Origin of the sequence: Erythrobacter sp. Alg231-14 (genome assembly GCF_900149685.1) — a bacterium.
Lineage (GTDB): Bacteria > Pseudomonadota > Alphaproteobacteria > Sphingomonadales > Sphingomonadaceae > Erythrobacter.
Genome location: NZ_LT702999.1, coordinates 774580 through 795898 on the forward strand (window position 1 = coordinate 774580; position 21319 = coordinate 795898).

A 21319-nucleotide genomic window follows, 5' to 3' on the forward strand; every position below is an offset into this window, starting at 1 on the left:
CCGACACTGCTTCAACCACCACCCCCAATCGAAATTCATCAATAAATGGCGGAAATCCGGGATTTTTGGGCCTTCTGGGGGGCTACAGAAAATATGAAGTATCGCGGATACGGGAAAATGCGCAGAGTATTGTTCTCTTTGCAGGTCTTCTGTGCCTTGCTCTTCGGGTCGCACCTTTGGGCTTTTACAAGACAACCAATCAAAGAGACCGCGGCGCACCCTAACCCGCCGTGCCGGGTCGGCATGTTAATGGCGCTTGGATTGTCTTTTGACGTGCACCGTCAATTGGGCCCCGAGGCGATTAGCGCGTGCTGACCCGGATTGTTTTCGTGGTTCAACCACGTGGTTTTGATGCCCCAAACCCGATCAATGTTGGTCGGGGAAAGGGCGTCGATGGGCGACCCATCGGCGGCCAGAGCACCGGCATCCAAAACGATCACACGATCGGCATGGTTCATAGCCATGGCCAAATCATGCACCACAATGACGACCCCGGTGCCTGTATCCGCACATTGTCTCAGATACCCAATCAAATGGATTTGATGTGCCAGGTCGAGCGCCGCCAAAGGTTCATCGGCTAATATCCATTGCGGTTGTCCCGCCAACACCCGGGCCAACAAAACACGCGCGGTTTCGCCGCCCGACAATTGACCGACCGGGCGATCCCGCAAAGTGTTTAGATCCAGCGCCTCAATCGCGGCATTCACAGCACCCCGACCCGAAGTGGTGTGCCCGTCGCGATGCGGCATCCGCCCCAACGCCACCAACGCCTCCACCGAAACGTCCCAAGCAATATCGGCCCCTTGCGGGAGAAACCCGATCGCCTTTGCACGCGCATCATGGCTTAGCGCCGCGACCGGAGCGTCGTCCAAAACCACCGATCCGGCTTGGGGTTCAATCAATCCGGCAAGCGCCATCAAAAGGCTGGATTTGCCCGCTCCGTTGGGGCCGACGATGGCGGTGATTTGTCCCGGCGAAAGAGCGGCGTTGATGTCTTGTAACACCGTCGCGCCGCCACGGTTTATTGAAAGGTCATCCACGCGCAGCATCACACCAACCCCCGCCGCATCCGGATCAACAACCACAAAAAGAACGGCGCGCCGATCAGTGACAGCGCAATGCCCAACCGCAACTCTGTTACGAACGGTAATATCCGAACCGCGCTGTCCGCGGCCAATACCAGCACCGCACCGGCAATGGCGCTGGGCACGATCAACGATGACGGCATGCGGTTGGTCAATGGGCGCACCAAATGCGGCACGATCAATCCGACAAAGCCGATAATCCCCGCCACCGCGACCCCGGCCCCCACGGTCAATCCGACACCCACAACCAAAACGAACAGCAATCGGCGCGGGTCCATCCCCATGGATCGGGCCGCGTCCTCTCCCAATGTCAGCGCATCTAGGCTGCGCGCGGCGGCAATCAGGAAACCGATCCCGACCACCGTCAAAGGGGCCGCAATCCAAACATCGCTCCACGAACGATCGGTCAGCGCGCCGTTGAGCCACATGACGATCTGGCTCAGCGCAAACGCGTTGGGCGCCATCGTTATAGCCAATGCAGTGAGCGCCCCTGCAAAGCTGGCGATCATCAAGCCTGCCAATGTGAACAAAGCAATGCCGCCGCCCGCCCCGCGACCTGCATCGGACGCCGTGCGGCCTGCGATCATTGCGAGCAGTATCATCGCCAATCCTGCACCGATCAAGGCAAAGGCAGGCAGGCTCCACCCCGCCAACATTGGCGGCAAAAGCGCCCCAAACCAAAAGCTCGCAACCGCGCCCAATGCGGCCATCGGCGCGATCCCGAAAAGTCCCGGATCGGCCAATGGATTGCGCAAATATCCCTGCATCGCGGCCCCAGCGGCGCCCAAGCCAGCGCCCACCACCACTGCAAGAACGGCCCGAGGCGCGCGCAGCTCCATCACAATCAACGCCGCATTGGCCCCGGATCCGGCAACATCGAACGGATCAATCCACACCCGCCCCGCTAACAAGGACAGCGGCAAAAGCACACACAGCAAAACGGCAAAGACGAGGCTAGCGCGCGTCATGAGCTAGTCCCCCCGAAACGTTCAAGTCCATGTCGCGTTCAATCTCATCCAACCGCGCGACCGCATTGGCGATGCTGGGCCCGCCGCAATAAAACAGATTGGGTTCAAACCGCGCGACTTGGGTCGCGTCCAATCCGTTTAAGACAGGGTGAAGCTGCCCGGCTTGATCACCCGCAACCAACAACAGGTCGGGCGGATCGGACATCACCATTTCAAGCGAAACGTGATCGGCCTGATTCAATCCCATTGCGGCGCTGTGATTGCGCCATCCGAACCGGTCGAAAATGTCCCAAACCAACGATGCCTCGCCTGCAACGATTTGCCCCGGCTGCCACAACAAGGCGCGCAATCCATCATTGCCCGGCGGCGATTGCGGGGTTGGCAGGGTGGCCTCTATCCGCTCGATCAGGTCGGTGCCCTCATCCACCCTTTGCGCCATTGCGGCAACATCGCGGATTTGAGCCATGCTTTCATCGATGGAGGTTGGGCTGACGAATGTTTCGACCCTAAGACCGGCCCGTTCCAATGCCGCCCGAGTGTTGGGCGCGATAAAGGTGCTGGCAAAGACAATGTCGGGTTGCAACGCGATGATCTCTTCCGCGGTTCCGCCAGTGTAAGCGAAAGCGGCAGCGACCATGGAATCGATCGAACTGGACCCTTCGTCAAAACTGAAATGCGACAGAGCGAGGATTTGCCCCGGCGCGGCCACTTCCACGAGGATCGCATCAAGGCATGGATTGAGGCTAAGGATGGTCGGTGTTTCGCCCACCGACGCAGCGGAGGTGGGCAGGACCGGTGATGGATCATGGCCCGTGGGTGACCCCGATCCGCCGCACGATGTCAGACCGGCGGCAAAAACCAAACCGGCGACCTTCAATCCAAGAATGTTCGCGTGTCGACCCATACTCCGCTCAGCCGATAGGCCCGCACGCGGCCATCGGCAAGCGTCCGATGGCCGTCATCAAGCGCGTGGATCAAGGGCCGCGTTAACGATTTGACCAGCGGTGTCTGGAATCGGGACGGTGGGTCTTGGCATGGGTGCGCGCCATGCGGGCCTTCGCTACGCGCGTTAGCGCGCCATGAAAACGCTTCGATCCCTATTCGGCCATACGCCAAACAAGACGCCAGCCGTCATCGCCCTTCCCGATAGAAGCGGCGAAGATGCGCTTGTGGATCGCGCCAATCCATCACCGCGCACCAACGGTGAAGATGACCCCGCACAGGATAACGGCGCCAAGCGACGCATTACCCTGCCTAATGTTACCCTGCCCACACTTCCTATACGCAAACGGGTCGCGGTTTTGTTGGCAGCCATTGCCGTGCCCGCAATGGCCGCGCCGGGTGATTTTGGCGCGCTACCCGGTGCTGCGCCAACAGAGGCGGAATTGGTCAATGCGCGGCTGTCGCAACAGCTCGCCGAAAATCCCGCCATGCCGTTTGAAAAACCGGGCATGAGCTTTCCCGGCTCCGCGTTCTTCTTCCTTGCCGATCCGCCATCGGGAGCATTGGTCGCCCTGCCCACCGTGGACGCCACCGATCCGGGCGCCGAAGCGGGCCGCGAGCTGGGCGAATTGATCGATGCCGGCCCCTCGGCTCAACCGTTTTTCAGCGCGGGCGGCGTCAGCCACATGCGCGCATCGGAATGTTTGGCGCAGGCGATTTGGTACGAAGCCGCCAGCGAAAGCGAAGCGGGCCAACGCGCCGTTGCGCAGGTTGTCCTTAACCGGGTCGCCCATCGCAGTTGGCCCGGCAGCGTCTGCGGCGTTGTCTACGAAGGGTCTCAACGCAGCACAGGGTGCCAATTCTCTTTCACGTGCGACGGCAGCCTTGCCCGACGCGCGACCGGTTCAGCATGGGCCAGCGCGCAACGGATCGCGGGCGAAGCGTTGTCCGGCAGCGTATACGAACCGATTGGCCACGCCACGCATTACCACACGCTATGGGTAAACCCGTACTGGGCGAGCAGTCTCGACCATGTCGGTACAATCGGCGCGCACCGATTCTATCGCAATCGCGGCGCGGCCGGCGAGGCGTCCGCCTTTGCGGGGCGCTATGCCGGGTTCGAACCGGGCGTATCCGGGCGCATGATGCCCGTTTCAACCGGCGCTGGGACCCGCATCGGATTGCCCGACTTGCCGGGTGCCAACACCGGCAGCAGCGGTTCTGTTTCATCCACCAACCCATCCACCCAATATGGCAGCGGCCCTGCCGATGGTGCCGTATCGTCAAACGCGCCCGAACCGATCCTAGCGGACCCCGCCCTTTCCGGGGTTGGTCAAGTGCGCGAAGATTATGCTCGCGCCGGTCAATGGAAAAGCGACGCGGCGCGCGAAGCATTGCAAGCCGAAGAACGCGCGCTGGCGGTTGAAAATGCGGGCGGCAACGCAAACGGCACTTCGCCGGACGATGCCGACGCCTCGCCCCCGCCGCAAAGCGATGAGCCCACCCCCTGATCGCGGGCGTTGGATTGCCGCAATCCTTCGGTTGAGCTCGCAGACGAGCCAAACGGTTAACGGCTTCTACACCTTAGCTGAACACCAAGCCTTAGCGGGATTGCCCGTAAGTCTTTCGCAGTCGAGTGACGCGCCCATCCACCCCCTTGGTCAGGCGCGCACCATTGCAACGCCGAAACGCCCCGCTTTTTGCGCGAGGGCTTATCGCAGACTGACGGATTGAAAGAATTTATGCCGCTTCGCTTTGCCCCCGCTGTTGATCCGGCCAAGCATCCCACGCTTATCCAAGGTCGCACGCCCGCCGCCGCGCGGATTGCAAAGGCGATGACGGGACGCGCGATACAAAACGTCGCCAACGACAATAGCGATGTTGCCATCGGTGACAGCGCGGATGATCGCGTGTTGCGCGCGGCCTTGCGGCATTTTGCTCAGCACGGCCTTGGAGCCGCGCGCGAAGCTCGCAACCAAGCCGAGCGCGCGTTCTTCAACGATGATAGAGCCGCCTATGATTGGTGGTTGGGCATCACGCGGGCATTGGACCGCCGGCTTGCGCAGGAAACCGAGGCAACTGGCGCGACCGATCCAGGGATCGCGCGTCCTTAAGGCAAACCGTACGTCTCCGATCGCGTTTGGCCGATCGCGCAACGCTGGCCCGGTCCCAATTTGCGGACCAAATCCCCCAAACCTCGTCGCCCTTTGATACGGGTAAATACTTGGGTTGCAGTTTTTGCGATCTGGCATCGGGCAATGATGGTTGTTTTGAGCACCAGCGACCGCATCAGTTCTCCCCCGTCCACGCAGTGACTTTGCCGTTAACCTCAGCTTGACCACTTTGCGCTAGTGCAACCCTCGTATGGGAGTGTTGTCTTTCTTAACTGCGCTAAAGTTCTCTGATCAGGGACAGAAAAACGCGCCGCATGCCCGTTCGGACCAGTTGTCCGAGCGCGTACGGCGTATGCTTGTCAGCACGCTCTATGCACAACCTTCCAGCCTTGCGATTGGCGCGCTAGCCACTGTGGCCGCGGCGGTCGTGTCGGCATGGATCGCCGACCTCCCCGAACTCTACGTCGCAGCCTTTGTGTTGGGATTGATCGCGGCGGCGCGCGTGACTGCGGCGTTGGGCATGTCGCCCGATTCCGAGAGCAGCAGCACCGCATCGCTCGAACTTGTCTACGAAATCGGCGCGTTCAGTTACGCCTTGGCGTTGGGTTGCACCGCCGCCTTCACGATTATCGTCAACACCAACACCGAAGTCGAAGTTTTGATGGTCGCCAATGCCGTGGGCTACGGCATCGGTGTGTCGGCGCGCAACGCCGGACGTCTGACCATCGCAATCGGACAATTGACGTTCACCTGTTTGCCGATAGCCTTGGCCGCATTCTGGACCGGGAAGCCGGGCTTTATCGCTTTGGGCGTCACCATCCTTTTGCTGATCCCGGCGATGATTTCGATCGCGGGCAACATTTTCAAAGTTTTGCGTGATTCCATCGCATCGGCCGAAACCAGTAAGAAACTGGCTGAAAAGATGCAGGTGCTAGCGCGGACCGACGTTGTCACAGGCCTCGCCAATCGCGCTGGTTTGAACCACGCTATGGTCGAAACCATGATGGGCGTGGACGATGACAGTCACTTGGCGTTGATCTGGATCGATCTGGATCGGTTTAAAGAGGTGAACGACCTGCTCGGCCATCCGGTCGGCGACCGCGTTCTTAGCGAAGTGGCCAAACGCCTTTCCGCTGTTTCCCCCGACGGCGGAACTGTGGCCCGATTTGGCGGCGATGAATTCATCGTCTTTTGCCCCATCGTGGATCGCAAAGATTCAGAACGCCTCGCCAGTGAAATTCACGCCGAGATCATGCGTCCCTTCCGCATCGATGGCGAACGTTTGGAAGTGCGCGCATCTTTGGGTGTAGCTTTGCTGCCCGAAAACGGCACCGACGCGGACACATTGATGCAAAGCGCCGACCTCGCTTTATACCATGCGAAGGTTGGCGGGCGCGCGCAAACATGTTTCTATGACGGTTCGATGAGCCGCGATTTGGTTCGCCGTCGCGAAATCGAAGACGAATTGCGCGCCGCATTGCAGCGCGACGAATTGTCCATTTTCTTCCAGCCGATCGTCAATTTGGAAACCGGCCGGATCAAGACATTCGAAGCCTTGGTGCGTTGGTTCCACCCTGAAAAGGGCGAATTGCGGCCGGATGAATTCATCCCCGTCGCAGAAGAGACCGGTGTTATTGTTACTTTGGGCAATTGGATCACCGCGCAAGCCGCGCGGATCGCGGCCAGCTGGCCCGAAGATGTGACCATTGCGGTCAACCTATCACCGCTGCAAATTCGCGCACCGGGCGCGGCATTGGGCATCAAAAACGCCCTGCGCGAAGCCGGTTTGGACCCGCGCCGTTTGGAATTGGAGGTCACCGAAAGCCTCTTTATCGAAGACAACCACGCGACCGCCGCCTTTATCGAAGAACTGTCCGAAATCGGCGTCCGCTTTGCGCTGGACGATTTTGGAACAGGCTATTCCTCGCTGGGATACATCAACAAATTCCCGTTCTCGAAAATTAAGGTCGATCGCAGCTTCGTCTCTGGCGAACAGGTCGGCAAAAAGAGCGAAGCGATCATTCGCGCTGTTGCCGAAATGGGCACCACATTGGGCATGGATATTGTCGCCGAAGGGCTTGAGACAATCGAGCAAGTTCAATCTGTGAAAGACGCCGGCTGCAACCTTGGCCAAGGGTACTATTTCAGTCGCGCCGTCCCCGATTACCTCGCCGCGATGCTTTTGACGCAAGAACGCGATCAAGAGTCTCGCCAAGCCACCGGCTAAAGCACCCCACCTTACACATCGCAGCAGACGAGCCCCTTCGGCTCTCGCACTTAGCCTGCCCGTTGGTCAGGCTTCGCCTTGCCATGCGCAAATCGAAATTCTTAACCCGCTCACCCGTGGTCGGTTTACGCGGTCTTGCGTGAAGCCACTTACCCTTATTGCTCTTGCAAACTATTTGCAAAGATAGTTGGCTAATCAAGGGGTTTCCCGGTTGCATTCCCCCGATACGCGGCCTAATCCCCGATCCCACATGCACTGACCCGGCCCAATTGGGATGAGCGCTGGGCAGCGGTTTATTCTGCATCCTCATCCCAACAGTTTCTGGGAAGGAAATTTACCCTCATGGCCCGCAAGAAAATCTCGCTTATCGGTTCCGGCATGATTGGCGGCACGCTCGCCCACCTCGCCGCTAAGAAAGAAATGGGCGACATCGTCCTGTTCGACATCGCCGAAGGCATGCCTCAGGGTAAAGCGCTCGACCTGTCGCAATGCGGCCCGATCGAAGGGTTCGACGCGAAAGTCACCGGATCAAACGATTACGCCGACATCGCCGGCAGCGACGTCATCATCGTGACCGCAGGCGTCCCCCGCAAGCCGGGAATGAGCCGCGACGATCTGCTCGGCATCAACTTGAAAGTTATGAAGGCCGTTGGCGAAGGCATTAAGAACAACGCCCCCGACGCTTTTGTGATCTGCATCACCAACCCGCTCGACGCGATGGTTTGGGCCTTGCGCGAATTTTCGGGCCTTCCGCACAACAAAGTCGTCGGCATGGCGGGCGTTTTGGATAGCGCGCGTTTCGCAACCTTCCTTGCATGGGAATTCGATTGCAGCGTCAAAGACGTCAACGCATTCGTTCTGGGCGGCCATGGCGACACGATGGTCCCGGTCTTGTCCTACTCCACGATCAACGGCATCCCGGTAAAGGATATGGCGAAGATCAAAGGCATCTCTGAAGATCGCCTCGACGCGATTGTTGCGCGCACTCGCGCTGGCGGCGGCGAGATTGTGAAGCTGCTCGGCAATGGTTCGGCCTATTACGCGCCAGCAACCAGCGCGATCAGTATGGCCGAAGCCTATCTTGGCGACCAGAAACGCATCCTGCCAAGCGCGTCGTTCGTTGAAGGCAAATACGGCCTCGACGGTCTGTATGTCGGCGTCCCAACAGTCATCGGCGCAGGCGGCACCGAAGACGTCGTGGAAATCGAACTGAGCGACGAAGAGCGCGCCAACCTCACAGTCAGCGTCGATGCGGTTAAGGAACTGCTGGATGCGTGTAAGGGGCTGGATAGCTCGCTTGCTTAAGCGACTTACCATACTTGGGTCAGCGTTGGCGGTGCTCGCATCGCCAGCGCAGGCCCAATTGCGTGAAGCACCGCTCATGCAGATCTTTGAAACCTACAACGATTGTTTCGCGGCAACCGAAAATGGGTCCATTGATACAGCAGCATTGGGATCGTTGGGTTGGGCTCTCGCCCGCATGACTACCGATGATGGAAGAGATGTGGAAGGCGCGCCGATTATCTTTGGTCACGGCGAACGCGCACCGATCATTTTGCTCAGCGCGACCGAGGGAGATGGTTTCTGCATTGTTATGGCTCGCGTCGAGAATTCAGAAGTTTTTGACCAGTTTAAACAGGCGTTTGGTAGCGATCTGCCAGACCCCGACGAGAACGGTGCAATTACCTTCTTTGCACAAGGGCATGTTGTCCAAATTGCCCAAACCGGTTCACGCGACGAACCAAGCGTACGCTTGGCCGTCGGCACCAAAAATGGAGACTGATTAATGTCCATCCTGATTAACAAAGACACCAAAGTCATCACGCAAGGGATGACCGGCAACACCGGCACTTTCCACACAGAGCAAGCCATCGCGTATGGTTCGCAAATGGTGGCTGGCGTTACGCCGGGCAAAGGCGGGTCCACCCACGTTGGCGTGCCGCAATTCAACACCGTACGCGAAGCGAAAGCGGCGACCGGCGCGACCGCATCGTGCATCTACGTACCGCCTCCTTTTGCTGCTGATGCGATTTGCGAGGCTATTGATGCCGAGGTGGAACTTATCATTTGCATCACCGAAGGCATTCCCGTGCTCGACATGGTTCGCGCCAAAGCCGCTTTGACGGGCAGCAAGTCGCGCCTGATCGGGCCGAACTGCCCCGGCGTTTTGACCCCAGAAGAATGCAAGATCGGCATTATGCCGGGCTCCATCTTTAAAAAGGGCAGCGTTGGCGTTGTTTCACGCTCCGGCACGCTCACATACGAAGCCGTCCATCAAACCACCGCCGTTGGCCTTGGCCAGACCACAGCGGTTGGCATTGGCGGCGATCCGGTGAACGGCACCAACTTCATCGACGTCCTCGACCTGTTCCTTGACGATCCTGAAACCACTTCGATGATTATGATCGGCGAAATCGGCGGATCGGCAGAAGAAGAAGCCGCCGAATTCCTGAAACAAGAAGCCGCCAAGGGCCGCAGCAAGCCCACCGTTGGCTTTATCGCGGGCCGTACGGCGCCTCCGGGTCGCCGCATGGGCCATGCCGGTGCGATTGTTTCGGGCGGCAAAGGCGGCGCGGACGACAAAATCGCTGCAATGGAAGATGCGGGCATCCGCGTTTCCCCATCGCCATCCGAACTTGGCACCACGCTTGATGCGATGCTGAAGGAAATGGCCTGATATTTGGGCGCTCCGCATTGTGCGGGGCGCCCTTCTCCTCCCCCGACGGAACCCACTGCCATGAACAAAGAGACCGCACATTTCGTCCCCGACATGACCGATCAGGAAGGCCCTCAGCCGGGTCCGTCTTGGGGCAATCCAAAGTGGCTTGATCAGGTTAGCGGAGCGGGAGAGGATCTGGCCGCCGCCATGGACCCAACACAGATGGGTCTTGAGGCGAAAGACACGGTCAAAAAAGCGGCCAAGGCGGCTGGCAAGTCGCTCGATCCCAAAGCGATTGAAAACGCAGCACAGCTTTCGATTGCGGCGATGACTTTGGTGCGGTTGTACCGCGTGCGCGGGCATCTGGGCGCCGACCTCGATCCATTGGGTCAATCCCACGAACAAGCCAATCCCGAAGACCTCACCCTCGCCTTTCATGGCCTTGCCGGGAAAGAGGCAGAGGAAGTGTATGTCGGCGGCGTTTTGGGTCTGGAATGGACCACTGTCGGCGCGCTTTATACACGCCTGCGCGAAATCTATTGCGGCAATGTCGGCCTGGAATACATGCACATTGCCGACACTGAGGAACGGCGTTTCCTCCAAGACAAATTTGAAAGCCCCGGCGATACGATCCAGTTTTCGCCAGAGGGCAAGAAAGCCATCCTCGCGGCGGTGTTGCGCGGCGAACAATACGAAGAATTCCTCGGCAAGAAATATGTCGGGACCAAGCGGTTCGGCCTAGACGGCGGTGAAAGCATGATCCCCGCATTGGAAGCCGTGATCAAACATGGCGGCAGTTCCGGCGTGCGTGAGATCATTTATGGCATGGCGCACCGGGGTCGTTTGAACGTCCTCGCCAATGTGATGGCCAAGCCATACAAAGTCATCTTTCATGAATTTTCCGGCGGTTCCGCCAATCCCGAAGATGTGGGCGGATCGGGCGATGTGAAATATCACCTCGGCACCAGCACCGACCGCAGCTTTGACGACATTTCGGTTCATATGAGCCTCGTGCCCAACCCATCGCACCTCGAAACGGTCGATCCCGTTGTTCTGGGCAAAAGCCGCGCCCAACAGGCGATCCGCGATGATCTGGACAAGAAAGAGCAGGTTCTGCCCGTCTTGATCCACGGCGACGCGGCGTTTGCGGGACAAGGTGTGGTTTGGGAAAGCCTCAGCCTATCGGGTGTGAACGGATACGACACGGGTGGTTGCATCCACTTCATCATCAACAACCAAATCGGGTTCACGACCTCGCCCAAATTCGCGCGGTCATCGCCCTACCCATCCGACGTTGCGAAAGGGGTGATGGCCCCGATCCTGCACGTCAATGGCGACGATCCAGAGGCGGTGACTTTCGCGTGCAAATTGGCGGTGGAATATCGTCAGAAATTCGGACGCGACGTGGTGATCGATATGTGGTGCTATCGCCGCTTTGGTCACAATGAAGGCGATGAGCCGAAATTCACGCAGCCTTTGATGTACGAAGTCATTGGCAAACACCCTAAGGTAAGCCGCGTGTATGAAGCGCGCCTGATCGAACAAGGCGTCATCGACGATGGGCACCGCGAAACGGTCACGGCCGAATTTGTCGCGCATCTCGAAGAAGAATTCCAAGCCGCCAAAAGCTATTCCGCCAATGAAGCGGATTGGTTTGGCGGACGTTGGGCCGGTTTGAACAAACCCGCCGACGATGAAACGGCGCGGCGCAATATCGAAACCGCCGTCGAGCCCAAAACCTTTGACGCCTTGGGCCGCGCGCTCACCGAAGTGCCAGAGGACGTACAAATCCACCGGACTTTGGGCCGCGTGCTCAAGGCCAAGAGTGAGATGTTCAACACCGGCGAAGGCTTTGATTGGGCCACTGCAGAAGCACTCGCATTCGGCAGTCTGGTCATGGAAGGCTACAATGTGCGGCTTTCCGGACAAGACAGCGGCCGCGGCACATTCAGCCAGCGCCACGCGGTCTGGGTCGATCAAAAGACCGAAGACAAATACATCCCATTGACCACCCTGCCGCACGGCAAATTTGAAGTCTATGACAGCACCTTGTCCGAATACGGCGTGCTTGGCTTTGAATATGGGTTTGCGATGGCCGACCCGAAATCATTGGTCCTTTGGGAAGCGCAATTTGGCGATTTTGCCAACGGCGCTCAGATCATGATCGATCAATATATCGCGGCGGGCGAAGCCAAATGGCTGCGTGCGAACGGTCTCGTGATGTTGTTGCCGCATGGCTATGAGGGTCAGGGACCGGAACACTCTTCGGCGCGGCTTGAACGGTTCCTGCAATTGTGCGCGAACGACAACATTCAGGTGTGCAACATCACCACGCCTGCCAATTACTTCCACGTTTTGCGCCGGCAAATGCTGCGTCCTTTCCGCAAACCGTTGGTGATTATGACGCCGAAATCGCTTTTGCGGCATCCCTTGGCGAAAAGCCCACGCGAAGAATTCCAAGGCGATTGGCAATTCAAACGGATCAAGTCCGACATCACCGAAATCTCAGATGAGAAGATCAAACGCCTCGTTCTGTGTTCGGGCAAAGTCTATTACGACCTGTATGAAAAGCGCGAGGAAATGGGGCTCAAAGACGTCTCTATCGTGCGGATCGAACAGCTCTACCCCTTCCCCGGCGATCCGCTCGCCTTGCGGCTTAAGCGGATGACGAACCTCGAAACGGTTGTGTGGTGTCAGGAAGAGCCAAAGAACAACGGATCATGGTTCTTTGTTCAAAATCAAATCGAAGATTCGCTCACCCATGGGGGGCATGACGGTATGCGTCCGGTCTATGCCGGCCGTGATGCAGCCGCGTCCCCGGCAACGGGTCTGGCAAAACGTCATGCACAGCAACAGGCGGCCTTGGTCGCTGATGCGCTTGGTATCTAATTCAAATTTGAATTCAGCAAAGCTGAGGAAAACGAAAAATGGCCACTGAAATCACTGTCCCGGTATTAGGGGAATCGGTCACCGAAGGTTCAATTGGTGAATGGCTGAAACAGCCGGGCGACGCGGTTGCCGCCGATGAACCCATCGTCAGCCTTGAGACCGATAAGGTCGCGGTTGACGTGCCATCCCCGATTGCGGGCGTGATGTCCGAACACCGCGCCGAAGTCGGCGACACGGTCGAAGTGGGCGCGGTTATCGCGGTCATCGAAGAAGGCGCATCAGCGGGCGCAGCCCCTGTGGCAAAGGCTGACACGCCAGCCCCTGCCCCGGCAGCTGCGAAAGCCGCCGTGAGCGATGCGGCCCAAACTTTGTCGCCGGCCGTGCGTCGCGCGGTTTTGGAACACGGTGTTGACCCATCCACGATCAAAGGGACCGGCAAAGACGGCCGGTTGACCAAAGAAGACGTGCTGGCCGCTGCCAAAGCGAAAGCCGATCCTGCGCCTGCCCCAGCGGCTACGCCAGCCGCACCAGTTGCCGCCGCTCCGGCCGGATCGCGCGGCGAAGAGCGCGTCAAAATGACCCGCATGCGTCAAACCATCGCGAAACGTTTGAAAGGCGCTCAAGAAGAAGCCGCGCTGCTCACCACGTTCAACGATGTGGATATGACCGCCGTCATCGAAGCGCGCACCAAATACAAAGACCTGTTCGCCAAGAAACACGACATCCGTTTGGGCTTCATGGGCTTTTTCGCGAAAGCAGCCTGCCTCGCGTTGAAAGACGTGCCATCGGTCAACGCCTACATCCAAGGCGATGAAATCGTTTATCACGACTATGTCGATATTTCGGTCGCGGTCTCCGCGCCAAACGGCCTTGTCGTGCCAGTGATCCGTGATTGTCAGGACAAGGGCTTTGCCCGGATCGAAAAAGACATCGCCGATTACGGTAAGCGCGCCAAGGAAGGCACGCTGACCATGGCCGACATGACCGGCGGCACCTTCACCATCTCCAATGGCGGCGTGTTCGGATCGCTGATGTCTACCCCGATCATCAACCCACCGCAAAGCGCCGTTCTCGGCCTGCACCGCATCGAAGATCGCCCTGTTGCGGTCAACGGCGAGGTCGTGATCCGTCCGATGATGTACATCGCGCTGTCTTACGATCACCGCCTGATCGACGGGCGTGAAGCTGTGACCGCGCTGAGAATCATCAAGGAAGCGATCGAAGATCCAACCCGGATGCTGATCGACCTTTGAGGTGGTGGACGACGACGCTCTTAAGCATGATGATCAAGGTCGTGCGCTGCCTCCATGGAAAGCGTTTCCCGAGCTTGAGCGGGGTTCAATCCACTGGAGAATGGGCGGCGGAGAAACCTACTGGTGCGCCTTTTGGGACTGGTACCAGGCAATGGATTCTGAGCGCCAGATTGCCTTTGAAGTAGCCTATCCCTCACCTAAAGATTGGGACGACTACTACGAGTTTGTTCGCTCAAACTCATGACTCAGCCCCTCGCCCGCGACCAATTCGACGAGCGCCGTCACGCCGATTTCCTGCGCGATCGTTTCCCGGAGTTCTGGGCGCGGTTCAGGGGGATGCCGGATGTCGCTGGCAAACGCGTCCTAGATTTCGGCTGCGGGCGCGGCGGGATGATCCAGCGATTGATGGAGGCCGGGGCCGAGAGCGGGTTCGGGATCGATCTCAACCCAAGCTATATCGAATTTGCGAATTCCAAAGTCGCCTCTCAATGGCCGCGTGCTGAATTCGCATGCGCCGACATTCGCAAAGCCGCGCCAGAACCCGCCGATATCGTCGTGTCGTCCAATGTGATGGAACACGTCATGTCATTGCCCGACACTCTGGCGGCGGTGGTGAATGCGGCGAAACCGGGCGGCGAATTGTATATTGGCTTCTCCCCGCTTTGGCATTCCCCGTTCGGGCATCATCACCTGATCGCATCGCGCATGCCGTGGGCGCATTTGCCCCGCAACAATCGTGCGTTTCTTGATCGCCTAAGGGATGACGACAACAACACCCCCGATAGCATTGAAGAGATGGGATTTAACGGCGCAACCCCAACGGATTTCCGCGCGGCCTTGGCCGGATTACCCGTTGAGGTGATTTCGGCGCGTCGCAACATCGCCGCCTCACCCATCAAATCGATCGCGATGAAGGCGATGCTGCTTCCCTCTTTTATCCCGTTTATCGGAAGCAAGATCGAGAAATTTGTAACAGTGGGCTTCTACTGGCACTTGCGGCGAAAGAAGTGACACGAATTTCAGAAAAACTAGCAATGGCACTTAGCCGTCCAAACTCCTAAATACAGGATCAGACAGTTAAACACCGCCATTGTCCAAAGGCGAATACAGGATTTTAGATATGGCTGAACACTCCTACGATTACGATGTCCTGGTCATTGGCGCGGGCCCCGGCGGCTATGTCGCGGCAATCCGCGCGGCCCAATTGGGTTTGAAAACCGCTTGCGTTGAAAGCCGCGAGACATTGGGCGGGACTTGTTTGAATGTCGGGTGCATCCCTTCAAAGGCGTTGTTGCACGGTTCAGAACTGTTTGACGAAGCGTCGAACGGCCATTTCGCCACTTGGGGCATCGACGCCAAACCGACTCTCGATTTAGGCCGGATGATGGATGAAAAAACCAAAGCGGTCGGCGAATTGACCGGCGGAATTGAGTTTTTGTTCAAGAAGAACAAAGTGACATGGATCAAAGGTCACGCCGCGTTCGAAGACGCGCACAGCGTCAAAGTGGGTGACGAAACAGTCACAGCAAAAGACATCGTGATCGCCACCGGATCCAGCGTCACCCCCCTGCCCGGCGTGGACGTGGACAATGCAGGTGGTCGCATCGTGGACAGCACCGGCGCGCTCGACCTTACCGAAGTTCCCGATCATCTCGTTGTGATCGGCGGCGGGGTCATCGGACTGGAATTGGGCAGTGTGTGGCGTCGTTTGGGTGCCAAAGTTACGGTCGTCGAATTCCTCGATCAATTGCTGCCCGGAATGGACGGCGAAGTGCGCAAAGAGAGCCAGAAACTGTTCAAGAAACAGGGCATGGAAATGATGCTCAGCCACAAAGTCACCGGCGCAAAAGTCAAAGGCAAGAAAGTCGCCCTGACGGTTGAGAAATCGGCTGGCGGCGATGAACAAACGCTTGAAGTGAGCCATGTGCTGGTTTCCATCGGCCGCCGCCCCAACACCGATGGGCTGGCGCTCGACAAAGCTGGCTTGCAAGTCAACAATCGCGGCCAAGTGGAAATCGACCATGACTTCCGCACCGGCGTCGATGGCATCTGGGCCATTGGCGATGTCGCGCCCGGCCCGATGCTGGCGCATAAGGCCGAGGATGAAGGCATTGCGGTCGCAGAAAACATCGCTGGCCTTACTGGCATCGTGAACCACGATGTCATCCCCAGCGTCGTTTACACCCTGCCTGAAATTGCAGGTGTGGGCCTAACGCAGGAAGAAGCGATCGAGAAAGCGGGCGGCGACAAGAAAGCCATTAAAGTCGGCAAATTCCCGATGATGGCCAACAGCCGCGCGAAAGCGAACCGCGACACCGATGGCTTTGTAAAAGTTATCGCGGATGCCGAAACCGACCGCGTGATCGGTGTGTGGATGATCAACTCGCTTGCCGGGACGATGATTGCACAGGCAGCACAAGCGATGGAATTTGGCGCGACATCCGAAGACATCGCCTACACATGCCACGCCCACCCAACCCACGCCGAAGCGTTTAAGGAAGCCGCGATGGCGGTGACCGGCAAACCTATCCATATGTGATACGGCGCGGTCTCAATTTTGGATTGGGACTTACACTTGGGGCAATGCAAAAAGGTCGCTAGACAATCCTAAACAGGAGAGCGACCTCACATGCCATCACACAGCGCCTATCCGCAATTGACCGATAAACCCGGCGCGCTTGAAACCGCCGCCGCTATCCGCGCGGGCGAGATCAGCGTCTCAGAGGCGGTCGATGCCGCGATAACCCGGATCGAACAACTGGACGCAGAGATTGACGCTGTGGCTGTGCCCGATTTCGAACGCGCCGCCGCCACCGCAAAAGCGATGGACGCTGCTGGCCCCGCGGACAATCAACCGTTGTTCGGCGTGCCGATGACGATCAAGGAAAGTTTTGATGTTGCAGGCCTTCAATCGTGTTGGGGCCATGAACATTTGACCAACTATGTCGCGAAAAAGGACGCCGATCTGGTCCGCCGTTTAAAGGCCGCCGGAGCCATTATCATTGGTAAGACCAATGTACCGATCGACCTGTCCGATTGGCAAAGCTTCAACACGGTTTATGGCCGCACCACAAATCCACACAATGCCGATCGTTCGCCGGGCGGGTCATCCGGTGGCAGCGCCGCAGCGGTGGCCAGCGGCATGGTCGCGTGCGATTTTGGCACCGACATTGGCGGATCGGTCCGCGTGCCGGCGCATTTCTGCGGGGTTTGGGGGCATAAAAGCACCTGGGGTTTGGTTTCGAAACAAGGGCATGACCACCCCCAAATGGCCAGCCGCGATGGCTTTGTCGCTGCGCATGATGGGGTGTTGTCCATCGCGGGCCCCTTAGCGCGCAACGCCGCTGACCTTTCGATATTGTTGGAGGTTGGCGCGCAAATCCCCCTAAGAAAGACATCAAAGCCTTTGAACGAATGCCGGCTTTTGGCGATCACCGAATATCCCGGCAGCCCCATCGATGCGAGCGTGGCCGAACCCACCGAAGCGGCGATTGAGGCGTTGATTGATGCCGGTGTTCACGTGGATCGAACCAGCCCGCTGATCCCCGATCTTGTGACGCAACAGACCACCTATTTGCGGATGATGAACACTGCGATGGCGCGGGGTGCCCCGGCGCCCGACGGCAGCCGCGCAACGGCAACCGATTGGTTCGATCTACTCGATGCTCAAGCCGCCAACGAATATCAGTGGGCGCAATTGTTCGAAGAATACGATTTCGTGCTGGCCCCGCCCGCACCCGTCTTGGCGATCCCACATTTGGATGACGCCGTCTTCAAATCGACCATCCGGGTCAACGGTCAAGATTTGCGCGCAGGCTCCGGTTTGGCATGGGCAGGCATCGCGACATTCCCGAACCTACCATCAACCGTTTTACCCATCGGCGCAGGCAATTACGAAGGCGCGCGTCTGCCGTGTGGAATGCAAGTGATCGGCCCACAGTGGAGCGATTTGGACTGCATTCACGCCGCAGAAGGGATCGGTAAAATCTTGCACGGATAATCGGTCCGCGCCATGGGCGCTGATATCGATTCTCCCTTACTACATGGACCCCTCACCATGGCATCCCAATCCCGTTCAAAACAGCGCATGAACCGGCTGGCCAAATGGCACATATGGCTCGGTTGGTTGGTCGGCATCCCAATTTTGATGTGGACCGCCACCGGCCTTTTTATGACCGTCAAACCAATCGAAGAAGTGCGCGGAAATCATCTCCGCTTGGCGACGGACGCCGCGCCGTTGGTGATCGATGACAGCCCCCTGGCCACCGTGGATGCGGATCTAAAAGAGATGCACGTCTTCATGCAGGACGGGCGTGCGGTTGCCGTTTTGACGACGATCGATGGCGCTCGCACCCGGGTTGACGTCGCGACCGGCGAAACCGTGCCGCCTGTTGATGCGGTTATGGCGCGCGCGTTGGTTGCTGAACGGATTGTGGGCGGCGATGCAGTGCGCGCGGTAACGTTTTTTGAGGCGGACAACGTCCCGCTTGATTTCCGCAGGCCCCTCGCCGTGTGGCAAGTGGCGTTGGAGGATGGCACGCATATCTATGTCGGTCGCGACACGGGCAACATCGAAGCGGTCCGCACCAGTTGGTGGCGGTGGTTCGATTTCATGTGGGGTCTGCACATTATGGATCTGTCGGAACGGGAGGATAACAATCATCCGACATTGATCATCTTTGCCGGATTGGCGGTGATCGGTGCCTTGTTCGGATGTGTATTGATGTTCCGTCGGCGCAAATCCCGTTTCAAGGCGTTGTCCACCCCGTCCGTTTCAGGAGCGATTGAGCAGTGAACGAAACCGTACTCACCCCGATCTTGGATGTCTTGGACATGGCCGGCATCGCGATTTTTGCGCTGTCTGGTGCATTGGTCGCGGCGCGGGAGCGTCAGACATTTGTCACGATGGCATTCTTTGCCTTGGTGACGGGCGTTGGCGGCGGCACGGTGCGCGATTTGTTGATCGATGCGCCGGTGTTCTGGATAACCGATCCTTGGGTTGCGGCGATTTGCCTTTCCACCGCGCTGATCACTTGGTTCACTCCGATCCGCGTATGGGATGGGAAATTGATTGATTACGCCGATGGGGTCGGACTTGCCGCCTATGCCGTTTTGGGCAGTGCCAAGGCGATCGCATACGGCATTCCGCCCGTCCCGGCCGCATTGATGGGGATCATCACGGGGTGCGTCGGCGGCGTTATCCGCGATGTGGTGGCGGGACGTCCATCTATCATTATGCAACCCGAATTGTACGTCACCGCGGCCGCGTTGAGCGCGTCGATGACGGTGATCGGCATGCAGATCGCGGGATGGATCAACGTAGTCGACGCCGTCGTTTGGGGCGGCGCGTTCTTTGCAGGGTTTGCCATGCGCAGCGCCGCGATCCGATTTGAATGGGCGTTACCCAGCTATGCTGAGCCGGACGATGAACACCCCGCCAAAACGGATGATGGGGACGTCGCTATGGTCGCCCCCACCCACACCGATCATTCGGAGAATGTTTCGCCAGGCAAAGGTCCGCCGGGATAGGCGGGTTGAGGACCAGATTGTTGGTCCAAAACCTGGGCGTCGTTTGACACGGTAGGTCCGGATCGCTGTCCGGCCATGGCCGCGCGCGCATCGGCGTATCTGCCATCGGACAATTGATTGGTCGATGCGCGGGATTGACCCTCGCCATAAGAGCTGCCGGTGAATCCACCATAATCAATGTCGGAAATACGGCCATCATTGCCGATCTGACAGGTAAAGCCCGATCCATTGAACAATGTGCCCGACACAACCCACCCTTCGGCAAGGCGGCTTGCGCCGTCCACATTGTCTACGCGCACATCGCGTTCAATTTCGCGCAAACATTGGGACACGGCGTTGTCGATGCCCGATCCATTCGATGCACGCGGGTTAGAGCGTTGATCATATCGACGGTCATCACGGCGTTCTTCGTAACGGCGATCTTCGCGGTTGCGGCGGTTGTTGTTGCTGGCCGCGCTGGCAATGGCTGCGATCCCGCCAAGGACCAAGACCCCCGCCAACACATCGCCGCCACGGATGCGGCCACGCCGCCAACCGCGTCGACCGCGATACCGGCGTCCGCGATATTCTGCGGTCTCCGCTTGCGTATCGAATGTGCTGGAACCGAACGCTCCGCTCGAGAAATCGGCATGGACAGACGTGGCATAACCAATCGTTCCAGATGATCCCGCGATCGGAAGAGTTTCCGCCGCATATGCTGGGGTGATTGCCATCGAAGCGGCGGCGATCACGCCTGCATACGCTCCAAATTTGAATGATTGAGCCATGGTTGCTCCCTCCTGTTAGACGCACAAAAGTGCAGGCGAGCGGCCACCAAGCGCTCAAAACAAACACACAATTAGGCGGCCCAGGCTTACGCGCGCCTGAACCGCCCAATCGGTTTACTTTATCCTATGCGGATAGTTTTGGTGAAGAGCCACGAAATCAACGCAGGCCCCGAATTCCGCGAAAGTCGACCTGTGGCCGGTTGCCGTGTTCGACGTAACAAGTGAACCGTCCCCGATCAAAGTTACGACCGCGATAGTTGTTCGATCCTTGGACTTCCATCCGGCCCCGAACACGGAAACCGTAGCGGGTACGATCAACATCGCGAACTTGCGTTACATCGGCATAGCGGTACCCACCAAAGCGACGCGCCTGACGCTCCGCTGTCCGGATACAGCGCTCAATCGCGCGTTGTGGGTTGCCGTTATAACCGCGATTGCCGCGGTAATTGGTTTGAGTGCCGCGATAGTCGCGATCACGATAGCGGCGGTCGCGCCGATCATTGTTGTCAAAGGCGCCGGCCAATGCGGCAAGCCCACCAATGATCACAGCACCGGCGATCACATCGCCTGCGTCCACACCGCGATCGCGGTGACGATCATCGGCCATAGCAGGGGTTGCGGACGCCAGGGCCATCGCGCCAGCCGCGACAGTCCCGAGCGCGCCCTTGGTGATTGTCTTTTTAAGATCAGTCATAAGTTCATCCTCGGGTTGAAGCCGGGACGGGATTGCGCCGGCTACAAACCCCTTATGGATGATTCGCTGTGTGCTGAGCCTGACTGATCTTTGCAGCATTTGTTCAGGTTAGCTGCTACTTTTCTGAACAACCTTATTCTGAAGTTGAATGCGGTGTTCAGATATACGCGCTCTATACGCGCCCCTGTCTGA

19 protein-coding genes are annotated in these 21319 nt (G+C 58.4%); 14 read left to right on the forward strand and 5 right to left on the reverse strand.

Annotated features, from left to right (window positions below):
* Positions 1-281: 281 nt before the first annotated feature.
* Genes BQ8290_RS03590 through BQ8290_RS03600 form a run of 3 tightly spaced genes read right to left on the reverse strand, consistent with a single transcriptional unit; the run spans position 282 to position 2957 of the window.
* Positions 282-1049: an ATP-binding cassette domain-containing protein gene (locus BQ8290_RS03590; RefSeq protein ID WP_108791852.1), complete on the reverse strand. Its 768-nt coding sequence runs from the start codon at positions 1047-1049 to the stop codon at positions 282-284.
* Complete coding sequence (locus BQ8290_RS03595; RefSeq protein WP_108787695.1) at positions 1049-2053, reverse strand: iron chelate uptake ABC transporter family permease subunit; 1005 nt, start codon at positions 2051-2053, stop codon at positions 1049-1051. The genes BQ8290_RS03590 and BQ8290_RS03595 overlap by 1 nt, the downstream gene beginning before the upstream one ends.
* Complete coding sequence (locus BQ8290_RS03600; RefSeq protein ID WP_108787697.1) at positions 2040-2957, reverse strand: ABC transporter substrate-binding protein; 918 nt, start codon at positions 2955-2957, stop codon at positions 2040-2042. The genes BQ8290_RS03595 and BQ8290_RS03600 overlap by 14 nt, the downstream gene beginning before the upstream one ends.
* Positions 2958-3132: 175 nt before the next feature.
* Here BQ8290_RS03600 and BQ8290_RS03605 point away from each other — a divergent pair, with 175 nt between their 5' ends.
* The 14 genes from BQ8290_RS03605 (at position 3133) to BQ8290_RS03675 (ending at position 19666) form a co-directional block, all read left to right on the forward strand.
* Positions 3133-4506 (forward strand): cell wall hydrolase, encoded by a 1374-nt coding sequence (locus tag BQ8290_RS03605; RefSeq protein WP_337660972.1) that lies wholly within the window; start codon positions 3133-3135, stop codon positions 4504-4506.
* A 231-nt stretch (positions 4507-4737) separates the two neighbouring features.
* On the forward strand, positions 4738-5109 hold the full coding sequence (locus BQ8290_RS03610) for a hypothetical protein (RefSeq protein WP_337660973.1): 372 nt from the start codon (positions 4738-4740) through the stop codon (positions 5107-5109).
* Between the two features lie 352 nt (positions 5110-5461).
* Complete coding sequence (locus tag BQ8290_RS03620; RefSeq protein WP_337660974.1) at positions 5462-7336, forward strand: putative bifunctional diguanylate cyclase/phosphodiesterase; 1875 nt, start codon at positions 5462-5464, stop codon at positions 7334-7336.
* 342 nt (positions 7337-7678) lie between these two features.
* The gene (mdh, locus tag BQ8290_RS03625; RefSeq protein ID WP_108787701.1) at positions 7679-8641 is read left to right on the forward strand and encodes a malate dehydrogenase; all 963 of its coding nucleotides are present in this window, start codon (positions 7679-7681) and stop codon (positions 8639-8641) included.
* A gap of 76 nt (positions 8642-8717) precedes the next feature.
* Positions 8718-9119, forward strand: coding sequence for a hypothetical protein (locus BQ8290_RS03630; protein ID WP_337660975.1), 402 nt, complete (start codon positions 8718-8720; stop codon positions 9117-9119).
* Positions 9120-9122: 3 nt separating this feature from the next.
* Complete coding sequence (gene sucD, locus BQ8290_RS03635) at positions 9123-10013, forward strand: succinate--CoA ligase subunit alpha (RefSeq protein WP_108787705.1); 891 nt, start codon at positions 9123-9125, stop codon at positions 10011-10013.
* Between the two features lie 60 nt (positions 10014-10073).
* A complete protein-coding gene (locus BQ8290_RS03640; protein ID WP_108787707.1) occupies positions 10074-12884 on the forward strand; it encodes a 2-oxoglutarate dehydrogenase E1 component in 2811 nt (936 codons plus the stop codon).
* Positions 12885-12922: 38 nt separating this feature from the next.
* The gene (gene odhB / locus BQ8290_RS03645) at positions 12923-14137 is read left to right on the forward strand and encodes a 2-oxoglutarate dehydrogenase complex dihydrolipoyllysine-residue succinyltransferase (RefSeq protein ID WP_108787709.1); all 1215 of its coding nucleotides are present in this window, start codon (positions 12923-12925) and stop codon (positions 14135-14137) included.
* A 4-nt stretch (positions 14138-14141) separates the two neighbouring features.
* Positions 14142-14381 carry a hypothetical protein gene (locus tag BQ8290_RS03650; protein ID WP_337660976.1) on the forward strand — a complete coding sequence of 80 codons (240 nt, stop codon included), beginning with the start codon at positions 14142-14144 and terminating at the stop codon, positions 14379-14381.
* Positions 14378-15148 (forward strand): methyltransferase domain-containing protein, encoded by a 771-nt coding sequence (locus tag BQ8290_RS03655; RefSeq protein WP_108787714.1) that lies wholly within the window; start codon positions 14378-14380, stop codon positions 15146-15148. The genes BQ8290_RS03650 and BQ8290_RS03655 overlap by 4 nt, the downstream gene beginning before the upstream one ends.
* A 109-nt stretch (positions 15149-15257) precedes the next feature.
* Positions 15258-16676, forward strand: a complete 1419-nt coding sequence (gene lpdA / locus BQ8290_RS03660) for a dihydrolipoyl dehydrogenase (RefSeq protein ID WP_108787716.1) — start codon at positions 15258-15260, stop codon at positions 16674-16676.
* A gap of 90 nt (positions 16677-16766) precedes the next feature.
* Positions 16767-18137 carry an amidase family protein gene (locus BQ8290_RS03665; RefSeq protein WP_108787718.1) on the forward strand — a complete coding sequence of 457 codons (1371 nt, stop codon included), beginning with the start codon at positions 16767-16769 and terminating at the stop codon, positions 18135-18137.
* 57 nt (positions 18138-18194) lie between these two features.
* Positions 18195-18932, forward strand: a complete 738-nt coding sequence (locus BQ8290_RS03670; RefSeq protein ID WP_337660977.1) for a hypothetical protein — start codon at positions 18195-18197, stop codon at positions 18930-18932.
* Entirely contained in the window at positions 18929-19666 is a 738-nt protein-coding gene (locus BQ8290_RS03675) for a TRIC cation channel family protein (protein ID WP_108787720.1), read from the forward strand. Before BQ8290_RS03670 ends, BQ8290_RS03675 begins: the two co-directional genes overlap by 4 nt.
* On the opposite strand, the gene BQ8290_RS03680 is transcribed toward BQ8290_RS03675, so the two are convergent.
* A complete protein-coding gene (locus tag BQ8290_RS03680) occupies positions 19624-20433 on the reverse strand; it encodes a hypothetical protein (protein WP_108787722.1) in 810 nt (269 codons plus the stop codon). The two genes, BQ8290_RS03675 and BQ8290_RS03680, sit on opposite strands and share 43 nt — an antisense overlap.
* A gap of 157 nt (positions 20434-20590) precedes the next feature.
* Positions 20591-21127 carry a hypothetical protein gene (locus tag BQ8290_RS03685; protein WP_108787724.1) on the reverse strand — a complete coding sequence of 179 codons (537 nt, stop codon included), beginning with the start codon at positions 21125-21127 and terminating at the stop codon, positions 20591-20593.
* Positions 21128-21319: the final 192 nt, after the last annotated feature.

What these genes read in the sequence shown, in the direction of transcription:
- BQ8290_RS03590 (WP_108791852.1), bottom strand. Translation starts at nt 1,049, where the DNA reads ATGCTGCGCGTGGATGACCTTTCAATAAACCGTGGCGGCGCGACGGTG.
- BQ8290_RS03595 (WP_108787695.1), bottom strand. Translation starts at nt 2,053, where the DNA reads ATGACGCGCGCTAGCCTCGTCTTTGCCGTTTTGCTGTGTGTGCTTTTG.
- BQ8290_RS03600 (WP_108787697.1), bottom strand. Translation starts at nt 2,957, where the DNA reads ATGGGTCGACACGCGAACATTCTTGGATTGAAGGTCGCCGGTTTGGTT.
- BQ8290_RS03605 (WP_337660972.1), top strand. Translation starts at nt 3,133, where the DNA reads ATGAAAACGCTTCGATCCCTATTCGGCCATACGCCAAACAAGACGCCA.
- BQ8290_RS03610 (WP_337660973.1), top strand. Translation starts at nt 4,738, where the DNA reads ATGCCGCTTCGCTTTGCCCCCGCTGTTGATCCGGCCAAGCATCCCACG.
- BQ8290_RS03620 (WP_337660974.1), top strand. Translation starts at nt 5,462, where the DNA reads ATGCTTGTCAGCACGCTCTATGCACAACCTTCCAGCCTTGCGATTGGC.
- mdh (WP_108787701.1), top strand. Translation starts at nt 7,679, where the DNA reads ATGGCCCGCAAGAAAATCTCGCTTATCGGTTCCGGCATGATTGGCGGC.
- BQ8290_RS03630 (WP_337660975.1), top strand. Translation starts at nt 8,718, where the DNA reads ATGCAGATCTTTGAAACCTACAACGATTGTTTCGCGGCAACCGAAAAT.
- sucD (WP_108787705.1), top strand. Translation starts at nt 9,123, where the DNA reads ATGTCCATCCTGATTAACAAAGACACCAAAGTCATCACGCAAGGGATG.
- BQ8290_RS03640 (WP_108787707.1), top strand. Translation starts at nt 10,074, where the DNA reads ATGAACAAAGAGACCGCACATTTCGTCCCCGACATGACCGATCAGGAA.
- odhB (WP_108787709.1), top strand. Translation starts at nt 12,923, where the DNA reads ATGGCCACTGAAATCACTGTCCCGGTATTAGGGGAATCGGTCACCGAA.
- BQ8290_RS03655 (WP_108787714.1), top strand. Translation starts at nt 14,378, where the DNA reads ATGACTCAGCCCCTCGCCCGCGACCAATTCGACGAGCGCCGTCACGCC.
- lpdA (WP_108787716.1), top strand. Translation starts at nt 15,258, where the DNA reads ATGGCTGAACACTCCTACGATTACGATGTCCTGGTCATTGGCGCGGGC.
- BQ8290_RS03665 (WP_108787718.1), top strand. Translation starts at nt 16,767, where the DNA reads ATGCCATCACACAGCGCCTATCCGCAATTGACCGATAAACCCGGCGCG.
- BQ8290_RS03670 (WP_337660977.1), top strand. Translation starts at nt 18,195, where the DNA reads ATGGCATCCCAATCCCGTTCAAAACAGCGCATGAACCGGCTGGCCAAA.
- BQ8290_RS03680 (WP_108787722.1), bottom strand. Translation starts at nt 20,433, where the DNA reads ATGGCTCAATCATTCAAATTTGGAGCGTATGCAGGCGTGATCGCCGCC.
- BQ8290_RS03685 (WP_108787724.1), bottom strand. Translation starts at nt 21,127, where the DNA reads ATGACTGATCTTAAAAAGACAATCACCAAGGGCGCGCTCGGGACTGTC.